The 14213-nt window shown below is 66.7% G+C and carries 13 protein-coding genes; 10 read left to right on the top strand and 3 right to left on the bottom strand.

Annotated features, from left to right (window positions below; all coding sequences use genetic code 11):
- Positions 1–185 precede the first annotated feature (185 nt).
- Positions 186–2330, bottom strand: a complete 2145-nt coding sequence (locus IE191_RS11865) for an ATP-binding protein (RefSeq protein WP_191324565.1) — start codon at positions 2328–2330, stop codon at positions 186–188.
- A 136-nt stretch (positions 2331–2466) separates the two neighbouring features.
- Positions 2467–3204, bottom strand: coding sequence for a polyamine aminopropyltransferase (locus IE191_RS11860; RefSeq protein WP_229815288.1), 738 nt, complete (start codon positions 3202–3204; stop codon positions 2467–2469).
- A 193-nt stretch (positions 3205–3397) separates the two neighbouring features.
- Between IE191_RS11860 and IE191_RS11855 the strand changes: the two genes are divergently transcribed.
- The 5 genes from IE191_RS11855 to IE191_RS11835 all read left to right on the top strand — a co-directional run bounded on the left by IE191_RS11855 (position 3398) and on the right by IE191_RS11835 (position 9734).
- Positions 3398–4453 (top strand): MBL fold metallo-hydrolase, encoded by a 1056-nt coding sequence (locus IE191_RS11855; RefSeq protein WP_229815293.1) that lies wholly within the window; start codon positions 3398–3400, stop codon positions 4451–4453.
- A 289-nt stretch (positions 4454–4742) separates the two neighbouring features.
- Entirely contained in the window at positions 4743–5945 is a 1203-nt protein-coding gene (locus IE191_RS11850; protein ID WP_191324564.1) for an AAA family ATPase, read from the top strand.
- A gap of 55 nt (positions 5946–6000) precedes the next feature.
- On the top strand, positions 6001–7167 hold the full coding sequence (locus tag IE191_RS11845) for a ParB/RepB/Spo0J family partition protein (protein WP_191324563.1): 1167 nt from the start codon (positions 6001–6003) through the stop codon (positions 7165–7167).
- Positions 7168–7483: 316 nt separating this feature from the next.
- Positions 7484–8743, top strand: a complete 1260-nt coding sequence (locus tag IE191_RS11840) for a replication initiator protein A (RefSeq protein WP_191324562.1) — start codon at positions 7484–7486, stop codon at positions 8741–8743.
- An 835-nt stretch (positions 8744–9578) separates the two neighbouring features.
- Positions 9579–9734, top strand: a complete 156-nt coding sequence (locus tag IE191_RS11835) for a hypothetical protein (RefSeq protein WP_191324561.1) — start codon at positions 9579–9581, stop codon at positions 9732–9734.
- Here the strand turns inward: IE191_RS11835 and IE191_RS11830 are convergent.
- Entirely contained in the window at positions 9713–10099 is a 387-nt protein-coding gene (locus tag IE191_RS11830; protein ID WP_229815287.1) for a copper resistance protein CopC, read from the bottom strand. The two genes, IE191_RS11835 and IE191_RS11830, sit on opposite strands and share 22 nt — an antisense overlap.
- A gap of 146 nt (positions 10100–10245) precedes the next feature.
- Between IE191_RS11830 and IE191_RS11825 the strand changes: the two genes are divergently transcribed.
- Genes IE191_RS11825 through IE191_RS11805 form a run of 5 tightly spaced genes read left to right on the top strand, consistent with a single transcriptional unit; the run spans position 10246 to position 14191 of the window.
- A complete protein-coding gene (locus IE191_RS11825; RefSeq protein WP_191324560.1) occupies positions 10246–10542 on the top strand; it encodes a hypothetical protein in 297 nt (98 codons plus the stop codon).
- Entirely contained in the window at positions 10542–11000 is a 459-nt protein-coding gene (locus tag IE191_RS11820) for a periplasmic heavy metal sensor (RefSeq protein WP_191324559.1), read from the top strand. The genes IE191_RS11825 and IE191_RS11820 overlap by 1 nt, the downstream gene beginning before the upstream one ends.
- 14 nt (positions 11001–11014) lie before the next feature.
- Positions 11015–11587, top strand: a complete 573-nt coding sequence (locus IE191_RS11815) for an RNA polymerase sigma factor (protein WP_191324558.1) — start codon at positions 11015–11017, stop codon at positions 11585–11587.
- Positions 11571–13376: a copper resistance system multicopper oxidase gene (locus IE191_RS11810; protein WP_268249433.1), complete on the top strand. Its 1806-nt coding sequence runs from the start codon at positions 11571–11573 to the stop codon at positions 13374–13376. The genes IE191_RS11815 and IE191_RS11810 overlap by 17 nt, the downstream gene beginning before the upstream one ends.
- Entirely contained in the window at positions 13373–14191 is an 819-nt protein-coding gene (locus tag IE191_RS11805; protein WP_191324556.1) for a copper resistance protein B, read from the top strand. Before IE191_RS11810 ends, IE191_RS11805 begins: the two co-directional genes overlap by 4 nt.
- Positions 14192–14213 lie beyond the last annotated feature (22 nt).

Raw genomic sequence — 14213 nt, 5'->3', positions numbered from 1 at the left:
AGCATGTACTGAGCAAAGTCGAAGTGGGGGGAAAAAGAATCTCGGGTCCGCCTCCGAAACCGAGCCTGCCAGCGATCAGGCAAGCCATCCTTGACCGTCTGAGCAGGCCGCCGGACAAACCATGCCCGCACTGCGGATGCCGCCCCAGCGACCCGCCAATGCATAATCTGCCAAAGTAGTGCTAATCAGCCCTGCCCCGGCAGCATCGCGCGCACCCGGTCCTCCAGGTCGCCCACGGCAAAGGGCTTGGTCAGGATCTGCATGCCCGGCTCGAGATGGCCATTGCCGATGATCGCGTTCTCGGCATAGCCGGTGATGAACAGCACGGGCGTTGCCGACCGGTCGCAGCGCGCCGCGTCGATCATCTGCCGCCCGTTCATGCCGCCGGGCAGGCCCACATCGGTCACCACCATGTCGATCGCCGCGTCCGATTGGAGGATGCGCAGGCCCTGCGCGCCGTCTTCGGCTTCCAGCACGGTGTGGCCCATGTCTTCCAGCGCGGTCACCACCAGCATGCGCACCAGCGGCTCGTCGTCCACCACCAGCACCACTCCTTGCCCCGGCGCCTGCGCAGCCCCGCTTCCTGCGGAAAAATGCGCGCCGCCGTCGCGTTCGGCCTCGCCCGCGCCGTAATAGCGCGGCAGGTAGATGCACACCGTGGTGCCCTTCCCTTCCTCGGAATAGATGCGCGCGTGCCCGCCCGATTGCTTGGCAAAGCCATAGATCATCGACAGGCCAAGCCCGGTGCCCTGCCCCAGGGGCTTGGTGGTGAAAAACGGGTCGAACGCCTTGGCGATCACGTCGGCCGACATGCCGACACCGGTATCGGTGACGCAGAGCGAGATATACTGCCCGGGCGGAATCTCGTGCGCATCGGCCGCCCGCGCGTCGAACCAGCGATTGGCCGTCTCGATGGTGATCCGCCCGCCATCGGGCATTGCGTCGCGCGCGTTGAGGCACAAGTTGAGCAGCGCGTTCTCAAGCTGGCTGGCGTCGACCAGTGCCGTCCACAGCCCCGCCGCGCCAACACATTCCACCGCGATCGATGGCCCCACGGTGCGCCGCACCAGATCGGCCATGCCATCGACCAGGTCGTTGATGTCCGTCGGCCGCGGATCAAGCGTCTGGCGCCGGGAAAACGCCAGCAGGCGGTGAGTCAGCGCCGCCGCGCGGCGCCCGGCGGCCTGGGCCATGGCCAGGTACTTTTCCACTTCGGCAAAGCGGCCCTGCGCCAGGCGCGAGCCGATCATTTCCAGCGACCCGGAAATCCCCGCCAGCAGGTTGTTGAAATCGTGCGCCAGGCCGCCGGTCAACTGCCCCACGGCTTCCATCTTCTGGGCCTGCCGCAACTGTTCCTCGGCGCGCATCAGCTCGGCCGTGCGATCGGCCACGCGCTGTTCCAACGTTTCGGTCAGGCGGCGCAGTTCCTCGGTCACGCGGTCGCGCTCGGCCTCCACGGCGCGGCGCGACTCCAGGTCGAGCAGCACGCCGGGAAACCGCACGGCGCGGCCCGCCTCGTCTGCTTCAACGCGACCCACGGCTTCCACCCAGGCATAGTCTCCATGGCGGCCGCGCACGCGATACTGGTGGCGATAGGGGCCGGGCTGCGCCAGTCGCGCGGCAATCGCCGCATCCACGCCGGGGCGGTCGTCGGGATGGATCGCCTGCAACAGCGCCTCGACGCGCAAAGTGGCCAGGTCCGCCCCCGGCTCCACGCCGAATGCGCCGGCAAAGCCTTCATCGGCGGCAAGGCAATCGTCCGCAATGTCCCAGATCCAGGTGCCCAGGATCGCCCCGGCCGATAGCGCCAGTTGCACCCGCTGCACATTGTCACGAGCCAGCGCCTCGCTTTCCCGCAGCGCCGCCTCGGATGCCTTGCGCGCGGTAATGTCGCGGAACAACACGGAAACCTGGCGGTTTTCGGCAGGCCCCACGCGCCGTGCCGACACTTCGATGAACCGCGCGGCCGTCACGAACTCCCGCTCGAAGCGGACCGGCTCGCCAGTGCACAGCACCTCGCCATAGAGCGCGAGCCAGCCTTCGGCCTCGGTTGGGGCAATGTCGCGCAGCGTCTTGCCGACAATGCCGGCAATGCCGGTGTGGCGCTCGTATCCCGAATTGGCCTCGACATGACGATAGTCGCTGAGAGCCCCATGCGGCCCGTCGAAGAACTCGATGATGCAGAACCCGTCATCGATCGCCTCGAACAGGGCCTGGCGGCGCGCATCGGCGGTATCGGCAGCCGTGTCGGAGGCCGCCCCGCTGCGGCGCAACCGCAGGACTTCAGCTTCCAGTTCCGCGCGGGAGAGGGTCTCGAGTGCGGTTTCCATCAAAAGCGGGCCTTGTATCCTGGATAACGACGAGTCCGATTCGCGCAGAGGCAAAAAGCCTGCGAGGGTCGCAACGCCCCATCCTGCAAATCGTGCCGTCTACGCTGGCCCGCGCAACACAAAATTTCGTTTGCGGTCAATCGCGCCGGGCAAACCACAGGCAGTGCTGCTCCTCGCGCGCGCCTTCATAGGCCGGCACCAGCGCCACTTCCACGTCAAAGCCGGCTTCCAGCAGCGCGCGGGTAAAGCTGCCATCGGGATCGGCCGACCACACCGTCAGGATCCCGCCCGGCCGCAACGCGGCATGCGCGGCCGCGAGGCCGGCCGGGCCATAGAGCCGGTCGTTTTCCTTCTGCACGAAGCCATCCGGGCCGTTGTCGACATCAAGCAGGATCGCGTCGAACGTGCCTTCCCTATTCTTGGCCCCTTGCGCGATCACGTCGTGCACGTCGCCCAGCGTTACCGTCACGCGCGGATCGTCCAGCTTGCCGGCCATGACATGGGCCAGCGGCCCGCGTGCCCAGGCCAGGATTTCGGGCACCAGTTCGGCCACGCGAATCCGCGCCTTTGGCCCCCAGGCCTCCAGCGCGGCCCCCAGGGTAAAGCCCATGCCCAGCCCGCCGATCAACACCGCGCCGTCCGGGCGGCCCAGGCGCTGCGCAGTCATGTGCGCCAGGTCCTGTTCCGAGACATAGTCGGTGTTGCCCATCAGCTCTTCCTCGTCCAGCTCGATGGAAAAGGCATCGCCGCTTTGCAGCAACAGCAGTTCGCCGCCATCGGGCAGGCGCGCCTTGTCGATCAGGCGAATGTCGCTGGACCGGCGCCATCCGTCCTGCGCAGGCGGCAGCGCAGGGGCAAGGGAAGTCTGGGCCAAGGGGGCAATCCAATCGCGGCAACGGCCAAGGCCCCGGGACGCGGCAACCAGATCGGCCGGCACGGGCAAGGCATGAGGGGGGAAATGCCCACCCCGCAAGACACAGGCACGGCACCGACGCACCCCCGCCCATAAAGACTTGCCCCGGCAATGCAATCGCGCTGCGCGGCCCCCCTGGAAATTCGTGGCGCGCATGCCCACGTCGCTCACGCCCGATACGGCCACGCCACCAAGGAAACCCATGCCGCGCAATCCCTATTACCAGGGCCCTGTCTCCGACCATTTCGACGGGGTGCGGTTTCACAACCTGGCCGGTGAACCAGAGACCGATCGCACGCTATCGCAAGTGCTGCGCTGGCGCCGTTCCGCGCCGCACAATCCCTGGCCGCGCACGGTGCCGGTGGTTCCCACGCAACCGGCCATGGCCGTGGCCGGTCTGCGCATCACCATGATCGGGCATGCCACGGCGCTGATCCAGCTTGGCGGGCTCAATCTTCTTACCGATCCTGTCTGGGCCGATCGCGCCAGCCCGGTGCGCTTTGCCGGGCCGCGCCGCGTCACGGCGCCCGGCGTGGCGCTGGCCGATCTGCCGCCGATCCATGCCGTGCTGCTGTCGCACAATCACTATGATCATCTCGACGTGGCCACGCTCAAGGCCCTGCACCGCGCCCACGCGCCGCTGATCATCACCCCGCTCGGCAACGATCGCATCGTGCGCCGCCACATTGCCGATGCGCGCCTCGTCGCGCTCGATTGGCACCAGGCCCATCCGCTCGATCCGTCCGGCCAGGCGCAGGCGCATTGCGTGCCCGCTCTGCACTGGTCCTCGCGCACGCCGCGCGATCGTCGCATGGCGCTGTGGGGTGGGTTCGTGATCCGCGCGGCGGGCCGCACCGTCTATTTCGCCGGCGACACCGGCTATGGCACCGGGGCCATCTTCCGCGCGATCCGCGCCCGCTTCGGCCCGATCGACTGCGCGCTGCTGCCGATCGGCGCCTATGACCCGCACTGGTTCATGGCCGCGCAGCACACCAACCCCGCCGATGCGCTGGCCATCCAGCGCGATCTCGACGCGGCATGGGCACTGGGCATTCACTGGGGCACGTTCAATCTGACCGATGAACCGCGTGAAGACCCGCTGCATCAGCTCGATGCCGCCCTCGCCGCACAGGGAATCGCGCCCGATCGGTTTCGCGCGATTCATCCCGGCCAGGTGATCGACATTCCTCCATGCGCCCGGCCTGGGTGATTCTGCCAGTCGGCCCGCTGCAAACGCGGAAATTCTGTCGAGGACTCAAGGCTCTGCCTAACCTGCGAAAGACTTGCGGGCGCGGTGCGCATCTCTGACTCCTGAATAATTATCGTTTTATTTCATAATTATAGGTCGATATCTTAAAAGCATGCCAACGGGCGTGGGATGGGCGCGTGGCATGCATGCTGCGCGATTTTTGCGCCCAAGTGCGATCGTGCACCGCCAAGTTGCCCGATTGAATGAAATTTGCTATGCATCCTCATCAACAGCTTCAAACGGGCAGATGATGGCTGATAGCAGTGCAATCGTGGGGCAAATCGGCGATCTTGCCCAGGCCGGCGAACGGATGATCGAGCGCCTGCGGCGCAAGGCCTTTCTGCCGGAAAGCCGCAAGGGACTCAACGTGCGTTTCGGCATTGCCGAAGCCGCGCAACTGCTCGGCTGCTCCACCAACCGCATCCGCATGGCCGAAGACGATGGGCGTCTGCCCGCCCCGCCTTCGGGCGAGAATGGCCGGCGCATCGGCTATGGCGTGCAGGAAATGCTCCATATGCGCGAAGTGCTGGGCGCCATGCCCACGCGCGGGCCGCACGATGTGCCCGCGATGATCGCGGTGCAGAATTTCAAGGGCGGCGTGGGCAAGTCCACCGTAACCACCCACCTCGCGCACTATTTCGCGGTGCAGGGCTATCGCGTGCTGGTGGTCGATTGCGACAGCCAGGCCACCACCACCACGCTGTTCGGCTTCAACCCGCATTTCAACATCACGCGGGAAGAAACGCTCTACCCCTATCTCTCGATCGATCCGACCCAGGCGGACCTGCTCTATGCGGTCAAGCGCACGCCCTGGCCCAATGTCGATCTGATCCCGTCCAATCTCGAACTGTTCGACGTGGAATACGAGCTGGCCGCCGCCGGGGCCGATGGCCAGTCGGTGCTCGCCGCGCGGTTCCGCAAGCTCAAGCAGGGCCTGCTCGACCTGGCGCGCGAGTATGACGTGGTCATTCTCGATCCGCCGCCCGCGCTCGGCACGATCTCGCTCGCGGTGATGCAGGCGGCCAATGCCCTGCTCGTGCCGCTGGCCGCCACCACGCCCGATTTCTGCTCCACCGTGCAGTTCCTCTCGATGATGGACCAGGTCATCGCACAGTTGGTGGAAGCCGGCATTGCCGTGGATTATCAATTCGTTCGCCTGATCTGCTCGAAATTCGACGGCAATGATCCCAGCCATGCCATGGTCCGCACGATCATGGAGCAGACATTCGGCCCGGCGCTGCTGCCCGTGCCGATCCTGGAAAGCGCGGAAATCAGCCACGCCGCCTTGCGCATGATGACGATCTACGAGCTGGAAAAGCCGATCGGCACGGCCAAGACGCACAAACGCTGCCGCGCCAACCTCGACGAGGCGCTGGGCCAGATCGAGCAACTGGTGCGCGCCGGCTGGGGCCGTGTTGCTCCCGCGCGGGAAGAGGATGTGCTCCATGCCTGACCGCGCCCACGCCCCTGCCCTCCCCTGTCTTTCTTTCCTCGCAAGGTTCTGAGCCATGGCGCGCAAGCAATCCGATTATCTCGCCGCGCTGCTGGCCGAAGACGAAGAGACCCAGGCGCCCGCCGCCCCAGCGGTGATCGACAACACCCCGGCCGCGCGCCCTTCTGGCCTGGCCGAGGCACCCGCCCCTGCTCCCCGTGCACAGCCTGACCCCGCCCCCGCCAGCTCGCCCCCGGCGCAGCAGCCCCGCGCCAGCGCGCCCGGCCTTGGCCCCTTGCGCGGCACCACGCTGCTCAACCGCGAAAGCGCTCTCGCCCGCGTCGCCAGCGGCGAAGTGCGCCAGGTGACGCAGTTGCTGCTCGATCCCGCGCGGGTGCGTGTCTGGGCCGGCAATGCCCGGTCCTATGCCCACCTCAGCGAGGAATCCTGTCGCGAGCTGATCGATTCGATCATCGCCGAAGGGGGCCAGAAAGTGCCCGCCGTGGTCCGCCGCCTGGAAGGCGATCCGGCCTATGATTACGAAGTGATCGCGGGCACGCGGCGCCACTGGTCGATCGCCTGGTTGCGCGCCAATTCCTATCCGCAGTTCCAGTTCCTCGCCCAGGTCGCGCAGCTTGACGACGAGGCCGCCTTCCGCCTGGCCGACCTGGAAAACCGCGCCCGCAAGGACGTGTCGGACCTGGAACGGGCGCGCAACTATGCGCTGGCGCTCAAGGACCACTATGGCAACCACCTTACCCGCATGGCGGAAAGGCTAAAGTTGTCAAAGGGTTGGCTGTCAAAGATGCTGCGCGTTGCGACCATTCCCGATGCCGTGGTCGCCGCCTTTGCCTCGCCCGCCGATGTCCAGCTCAAGCCGGGCTATGCCCTCGCCCAGGCGCTCGATGATCGCAACGCCCAGGCCGCGATCCTCAAGGAAGCCAAGCAACTCGCCCGCGAACAGGATGCCGCGCGCAGCACCGGCCGGCCCACCGTGCCTGCCGCCGACGTGCTCAAGCGCCTGCTCGCCGCTCCCACCGCCGGCAACAGCACGGCCGGGCCGCTGTTCGTGTGGGAAGCCCCAGCCAGCGGTCGCCGCGCCGTGTCGGTGCTGTCCGCCGGGCGCCAGGGCGTCACGCTCAAGCTGCACAATGGCACCGGGGCGACCACCGAAGACCTGATCGAAGGCGTGCGCGCCGCGCTGGAGGCGCTCGAAGCGCAAGGCAAGGGCATGCAGCGGTGACCCCAGCGTTTCCCCGTTTCCCCGGGGAAACATCGCCCCCGCCTCTACCCGCCCAGCCACCCCCTTTCGTCTGCGGAAGGAGGGTTTGGCGGTTATGCAAAGTGGGAAGGAAGAACGAAGGGGGCATGGCCCCCTTCACCCCATTATCTTTGGCTGGCCTCGTGTTGGCGGCCATGGCGCTCCACCCAGCCAAGGCCGGGTGGGAGGCGTTCGGTCGCCTGGAACACCAGGCTTGCCGGAGTCATGGGGTGAAGGGGGCCCTGCCCCCTTCGTTCTCCCTTTCTCCCCTCCCCTCCCCCAACCAACCGGCACCTGAATGACCCGCAGCAAACCTACCGGCAGCAGCGAGCGCTTTGACGTGTTCCTGCCCTATGTCGCCGACATGCCCTTGCGCGATCAGCGCGAGATGATGGAGCGACCGTTCTTCTCGCTGGCCAAGACCAAGCGCACCAAGCCGATCGACTACACCAGCCCCGACGGCAAGCTGTGGGTCCACGTCTCGAGCAACCCGGACTATGGCATGGCCACGATTTGGGATGCCGACATCCTGATCTATTGCGCCAGCGTGCTGGCCGACATGGTGCGGCGCGGGGTCAACGACGTTCCGCGCAAGCTGACGATCATGCCTTATGACCTGCTCCGCGCGATCGGCCGTCCGACTACGGGGCGCGCCTATGAACTGCTGGGCCAGGCCCTCGATCGCCTGGTCGCGACCACGATCAAGACCAACATCCGCGCCGAGAACCGGCGTGAAGCCACCTTCTCGTGGCTCGATGGCTGGACACAATTGGTCGACGAGCGCACCGAGCGGTCCAAGGGCATGACGCTGGAACTGTCCAACTGGTTCTGGGAAGGCGTGATGATGCAGGGCGGCGTCCTGGCGATCGACCGCGCCTATTTCAACATCACCGGCGGGCGCGAGCGCTGGCTATACAAAGTGGCGCGAAAGCACGCCGGCGGCGCGGGTGACGAAGGCTTTGCCATTGCCATGCCCACGCTGTTCGAGAAATCCGGCGCGGAAGGCGAATATCGCCGCTTCAAGTTCGAGATTCTCAAGCTTGCGGAAAAGGATGCCCTCCCCGGCTATGCCTTGAGCGTGGAACAGGGCAAGTCTGGTGAACCGCTGCTGCGCATGCGCCGGATGGACGGCAAGGACGGAGCCGAAGTCGTTTCCCCGGGGAAACGCGCCCCTGCCCTGCCCCCGGTCACGACGCCGGTGCAGAGCGATGGACCGCCGATCGGGATGCAGACGACAGTGCAAGCGGCTGTCGATCACGGCAAGGTTTCGCCCTCACCCGCTCCCGACGCGCCGATCCGGGCGGCAACAGTGGATGCGCGCAGCCTGATCCGCTCGACCATCGCCGGCCTGAGCCACGCCGCCACGCGCGGCTTCATGACCGACGAGACCTTGGCGCACTTGCGCGAAACTTGCCCGGGTTGGGACTTCCACGCGCTTCACGCCGAATTCGAGCGATGGGTCTCGGCCGATCCGGCCCGCACCCCGGCCGACTGGCAACGCGCGTTTATCGGCTGGGCCAAGCGCCACCACGAAAAACACCGCCACACCCTGCGCTGACGCGCAAGCCCCGTTCCGTCGATAGAGCGAGGAACGGGGCCAGGCACTGCCGCAAGAGGGCGTGCTGAAATTCCACACGGGCCTGCGGGACCGCCGCTCTGTTCATCGCATTCCGCCGCTCAAGGACCGCTCCGTGATGGAAGACGGGGGAGGGGAAGGGCTACGCCTTCACGCCTTGACGGTCGAATGCCACCGGGCGTGGATCGAAGAGATATTCTCGTAGGCTCCCGCCACGATTCTCGTGGCCACCAGAGGCTGACTCTGGATTGCCAGTTCTGGCAAACCTGTGTCGGGACGATCAATCCGCGTTCCGGAAAGAACGTGTCGCAGCCAGCACGCGGACCATCTGCGTTCGCGAAGTGTCGTGCGCGGATTGTTCTGCTGTCACGGGATTGAAATCCTGGGTGCGCTTTGAACCTTCTCCGGCGCTCGTTACCGAAAAGAAATTCAATCCATCGCGCGGTGGCGGCGCCTGATGGCAAACATAGACCCTTAGGGAACAGCAAAATGGCTGTTTCGATCTTTCAGGAACGGTCTTTCGATCCATCGGGAACACCGCGTCGATCTATCGGGAACAAGGCTTCGATCCATCAGGAACGGATCGTCGATCTATCGGGAACGGGGGATGATGAGCGAATCGCGGCTGCATCCCGAGTCACGCGCAGACGGCCAGCGCTTAACTTGTCTAACCTGTCTAAACAGGATCTAACCGGGGAGAAGCTTTTTGGTGGGGAGGAAAATGGGGAAGAGGAGGCGGTAGAGACCTTGGCTTGGCCAACGCACGCAAATCCTGGACGCTAATGCCGAATTCAAGAGAAAAGCCAGGCTTATGAACATGATAGGCAAAACGCCGGCCGAGCCGAAGCCACTGGAAATTTCGGCCGGATTTGCGCCAAAACTGGGCAAATCCGGCCGAAACTGGAAATCTGTTGTTTTTCAGCTCTTTGATAGCGCCTTCGCCGGCATTTCCTATTTTACCGAGAAGCTGTAGGCGCCATCGGCCATTTCGCCACTGGACGAACCGGCCTGCCAGGTGAGGCGATAGGTGCCGGCCGGAAGGGCGCGGGGCAGGATGGCCTGGAGTGTCTTGCCGCCATCGGAGAGGCTCGTGGCAAAGCCGGTGACTTTCATCGGATCGTGATGTGTCATGCCGGGCATGGCGGTCATCACCAAGGCAACCGAGGAGGGAGGCACGGCCACTGCCTCGGAAAAGGTGAGCGTGATCTGGCGAGGGGCCGTGACCGTGGCTTGGGCGGTGGGAACGGCGGCAACGAGGTTGGGCTTGGCCTGTGCCGGGGCAGCGGTGACGGCATAGGCTGCGAGCGAGAGCAGAAGCGGGGGCAAGCGCAGAAGCATGGACGATCCTTTCGGCAGGAGGTTTGCCAAGGAATACGCAGCGGCGCATCGTGCCCCTTGCGCCCAGATGAGAAAGTTGCGCGACGGGTGAGGGGACAGGCGCCGGACTGCGTATGATCGAGCACAAGCAAAGGAGAACGTCGGCAATGGATGCTGTGGAGCAAAGACTGGCCGGGCTGCGCCACCAGGACGACGCGATCGTGGGGGATGGGCCGGATTGGGCAGCGCTGGAAGCTGCGGTGCTGCTCGGGCTGGATCGTAGGCAAAGGCAGGCGCAGATGCGGCGGCAGCTCGGATGGACCGGTGCGCTGGCTCTGGCGGCGGGCCTGGCCGGAGGCATGGCGCAGCAACCGTGGCCGGCGGCGATGGGCGTGGATGCCAGCGCCGGGCCACTGGCCTTGCCCGCGCAGGCACCGTCGGTGGTGCTGATGGGGGCAGGGTGATGGTATCGCGGCAAAGCCTGCTGGCGGTCTTGCTGGCGTTCGGGGCGGCACTGGCGGGGGTTGGGGCAGGGCGCATGCTGTTTCGCGCGCCACAGCCCGTGGAAAGTGCTTTTCACACGCTGATCCACCGCGATCTGGCGCTCGATGCCGGGCAGGAGCAAGCGATGGCGCGTCTCGAAGCCGATTACGCGGCGGCGCAGGCCCGCTATGGCGCGGAAATGGACCAGGACAACCGCGATCTGGCCCAGGCGATCGTGGCCGAGAAAGGCTATGGCCCGCGCGTGGCCGCTGCGGTCGATCGTTCGCACGCGGCGATGGGGGCGCTGCAAAAGGAGACCTTGCAGCATCTGTTTGCCATGCGCGGCGTTTTGCGGCCCGACCAGCAGGCCAGGTTCGATGCCGCGCTGGTGGCGGCCCTGAACAAGCCCGTTGCACGCAAAACCGCCCCGCAGCCCTGAAAGCGGCAGGGGGCATGCGCGAGGACATGGACCAGGCCGACGATGCCACGCTGGTGCGCGCCGCGCTGGCGGGGGAGGAGCAGGCCTATCGCGCGCTGATGGTGCGCCACCGCGAGGCGGTCTATTGCATCGCCCGGGCGCAGACCGGGCAGGCCGAGGCGGCGCGGGACGTGACCCAGGACGCATTCATTGCCGCCTTTGCCGCGCTGCGACGCTATGATCCGGCGCGTCCCTTGCGCTGGTGGCTCGCCCGGATCGCGCTGAACAAGGGGCGGGACTGGCGGCGGCGCCAGGCGGTGCGGCGGTTCCTGCTGCGCTGGCGCGACGACGGGGAAGGGATGGGCGATGCCGCCGATCCGGCACCGTCACCAGAGAGCACGGCCATGGCGCGCGCCGAGCTGGCACGCACGGTGAGAGCTATCGAGGCACTGCCCGGCAGCTTGCGCGAGGCGATCGTGCTGCACGGGGTGGAAGGCATGCCGCAGCGCGACATTGCGGACCTGTTTCAAGTTTCAGAAAAGACAATAGAAACAAGAGTTTACCGCGCAAGAAAAAAGCTTGCCAAGATGCTTGACAGCAAGGATTGAAACGGTGGATCGGCGAACGATGATGAGCGGATTGGCCGGTGCCGGGCTGGGCCTTGCTTGGACGGACAGGGCATGGGCCATGACAGGCGATGCGGCGCATGGGGCACATGCTGGCGGGAACGCCATGGGCACGCCAGCGGCAACGCTTTCGGGCGAGCTGATCGAACTGACTGTCGACAGCGCGCCGGTGATGGTCGGCGGGCGGCGCGGGCATGCGATCACCGTGAACGGCACCACGCCGGGGCCGCTGATCCGGTTGCGCGAAGGGCAGCAGGTGTGCCTGCGCGTGCACAACCGGCTGGACGAGGATACCTCGATCCACTGGCATGGCCTGCTGGTGCCGTTCCAGTTCGACGGGGTGCCGGGGATCAGCTATCCGGGGATCGCGCCGGGGCAGACGTTCGACCACGTGTTCACCGTGCGCCAGGCCGGAACCTATTGGTATCATGGCCATAGCAACATGCAGGAAGCGATGGGGCTGTTCGGACCCATCGTGATCGACCCGGCCGGGGGCAGGGAAGCCGAGCCGCATGACCGCGAGCACACGATCCTGCTGCACGACTGGAGCGACGTGCATCCGCATGTCATGCTGAAACGGCTGAAGCAGCAGGGCGGGTTCTACAACCGCCAGCAGCAGACCCTGGCCGGACTGCTCGCCGGGCGCGACCAGCCCTTGCGCGAGCGGCTCGATTGGGGGCGCATGCGCATGGACCCGACCGATATCGCCGATGTGACTGGCTCCACGTATACCTATTGCATCAATGGCCACGACAGCGCGGCCAACTGGACCGGGCTTTACGCACCGGGCGAACGGGTGAGGCTGCGGGTGATCAACGCGGCGGCGATGACCAATTTCAATGTGCGGGTGCCCGGCCTGCCGATGCGGGTGGTGGCGGCCGATGGGCAGGACGTGGTGCCGGTGGAAACCGACGAGTTCCAGATCGGGATTGCCGAGACCCTGGACGTGATCGTGCAACCGGGCGGTGGGCAGGGGGCTGAACCTCAGGCCTTTGCAATCGTGGCCGAAGCCATCGACCGGTCGGGCCAGTGCCGGGCCACGCTGGCGCCGGTCTCTGCCCCCGGTCTGGTGGCGCCGATCCCGCCACGCCGGGCGCGGCCGATCCTGACCATGCGCGACATGGGCATGGGCGGAATGGACATGACGGGCATGGACATGGCCAGCGGCACGCTCGACTTGTCCGCCCCCGCCGCGCCGATGGCGCATGCTCACCATGGCGGCATGAAGATGCGCGACAAGAGCCTGGCGCCGCCCGGCATGCGCCTGGGGCCGGGGGTGGCTACGATTGCCGCCGCGCCGGTCGATCGCCTGGCCGACCGGCCCACTGGCCTGGAAGACGTGGACCATCGCGTGCTGACCTACGCCGATCTCAAGGCAAGGGTGCCGCGCCCGCAGGCGCCGCCGACGCGCAGCCTGGACGTGCACCTGACGGCGAACATGGAGCGCTACATGTGGTCGTTCGATGGGGTGAAGCTGAGCGAGAACCCCGCGCCGCTGGCCTTCCGCGCCGGTGAGCGCGTGCGGGTGACGCTGGTGAACGACACGATGATGCCCCATCCCATTCATCTGCATGGGCATTTCTTCGACCTGGTGAGCGGCGCGGGGGAGGCGGCGCCACGCAAGCACACGATCAATGTGCTGCCCGGCGGCAAGGCCTCGTTCGACCTGACGGCGGATGCGGTGGGCGACTGGGCGTTTCACTGCCACATGTTGCTGCACATGCACGCGGGCATGTTTCGCGTGGTGACCGTGCGCGAGGCGGCGGCGTGAGCGGGCGGCATGCGGCCATGGCCCTGCTGGTCGCCGTGTTGGCGGTGGGAACGGCCCGGGCACAGGACGTCCCGGCGCAGTCTCCTCCCCCACCGCCGCCGCAGGAGCATGCCGCCGATGCCCTGTTCGATGCCGCCGCGATGGGGCGCGCGCGGGCGGCGCTGCGCCACGAGAACGGCGGCATGGCGGTGAGCCAGGTGATGATCGACCAGTTCGAGGCGCGCGGCGGTGGCGACTATGCCTGGGAAGCGAAAGGCTGGTGGGGCGGGGACAGCGATCGCCTGGCGCTGGAAACGCGCGGGGAAGGGGCCTTTGCCGGGCGGATCGACCGCGCCGAAGTGCAGGCGGGATGGCTCCACGCGCTCGATCCCTGGTTCAACCTGCGCGCGGGCGTGCGGCAAGACCTGGCGGCGGGCAACCATCGCACCCACGCCGCGCTGACGATCGAGGGGCTGGCGCCCTATTGGTTCGATGTGGAAGCCTCGGTTTTCCTTTCGACGCGGGGAGAACTGAGCGGACGGGCCGAAGCGAGCTATGACCAGCGCGTGACCCAGCGCCTGGTGGTGCAGCCGCGTGCCGAACTGGAGTGGGCGGCGCAGGCGATGCCTTCCGCCGATTCCGGCCGCAGCGAAGGCGCTGGGATCAACCGCGTCGAGACCGGCTTGCGGCTGCGCTACGAGATCCGCCGGACCTTTGTGCCCTATCTCGGCGTGGCGTGGGAACGCCGCCTGGGCGGCAGCGCGCGGGCGGCACGAAGCGGGGGTGAACCGGCCAGTGCCTTGCGTGTGCTCGCGGGGGTGCGGCTGTGGTGGTGAGCCTTCAGGGCGGGCCCAGGGC

The sequence above is a fragment of the Novosphingobium pokkalii genome, from assembly GCF_014652855.1.
Taxonomy (GTDB): Bacteria; Pseudomonadota; Alphaproteobacteria; order Sphingomonadales; family Sphingomonadaceae; genus Novosphingobium; species Novosphingobium pokkalii.
The sequence above is the reverse complement of the archived record's forward strand: the minus strand, read 5'-3'. Positions and strand labels throughout refer to the sequence as shown.

Coding starts and splice junctions, on each gene's coding strand:
- IE191_RS11865 (WP_191324565.1), bottom strand. CDS start 2,330: ATGGAAACCGCACTCGAGACCCTCTCCCGCGCGGAACTGGAAGCTGAA.
- IE191_RS11855 (WP_229815293.1), top strand. CDS start 3,398: ATGCCCACGTCGCTCACGCCCGATACGGCCACGCCACCAAGGAAACCC.
- IE191_RS11850 (WP_191324564.1), top strand. CDS start 4,743: ATGGCTGATAGCAGTGCAATCGTGGGGCAAATCGGCGATCTTGCCCAG.
- IE191_RS11845 (WP_191324563.1), top strand. CDS start 6,001: ATGGCGCGCAAGCAATCCGATTATCTCGCCGCGCTGCTGGCCGAAGAC.
- IE191_RS11840 (WP_191324562.1), top strand. CDS start 7,484: ATGACCCGCAGCAAACCTACCGGCAGCAGCGAGCGCTTTGACGTGTTC.
- IE191_RS11835 (WP_191324561.1), top strand. CDS start 9,579: ATGATAGGCAAAACGCCGGCCGAGCCGAAGCCACTGGAAATTTCGGCC.
- IE191_RS11830 (WP_229815287.1), bottom strand. CDS start 10,099: ATGCTTCTGCGCTTGCCCCCGCTTCTGCTCTCGCTCGCAGCCTATGCC.
- IE191_RS11825 (WP_191324560.1), top strand. CDS start 10,246: ATGGATGCTGTGGAGCAAAGACTGGCCGGGCTGCGCCACCAGGACGAC.
- IE191_RS11820 (WP_191324559.1), top strand. CDS start 10,542: ATGGTATCGCGGCAAAGCCTGCTGGCGGTCTTGCTGGCGTTCGGGGCG.
- IE191_RS11815 (WP_191324558.1), top strand. CDS start 11,015: ATGCGCGAGGACATGGACCAGGCCGACGATGCCACGCTGGTGCGCGCC.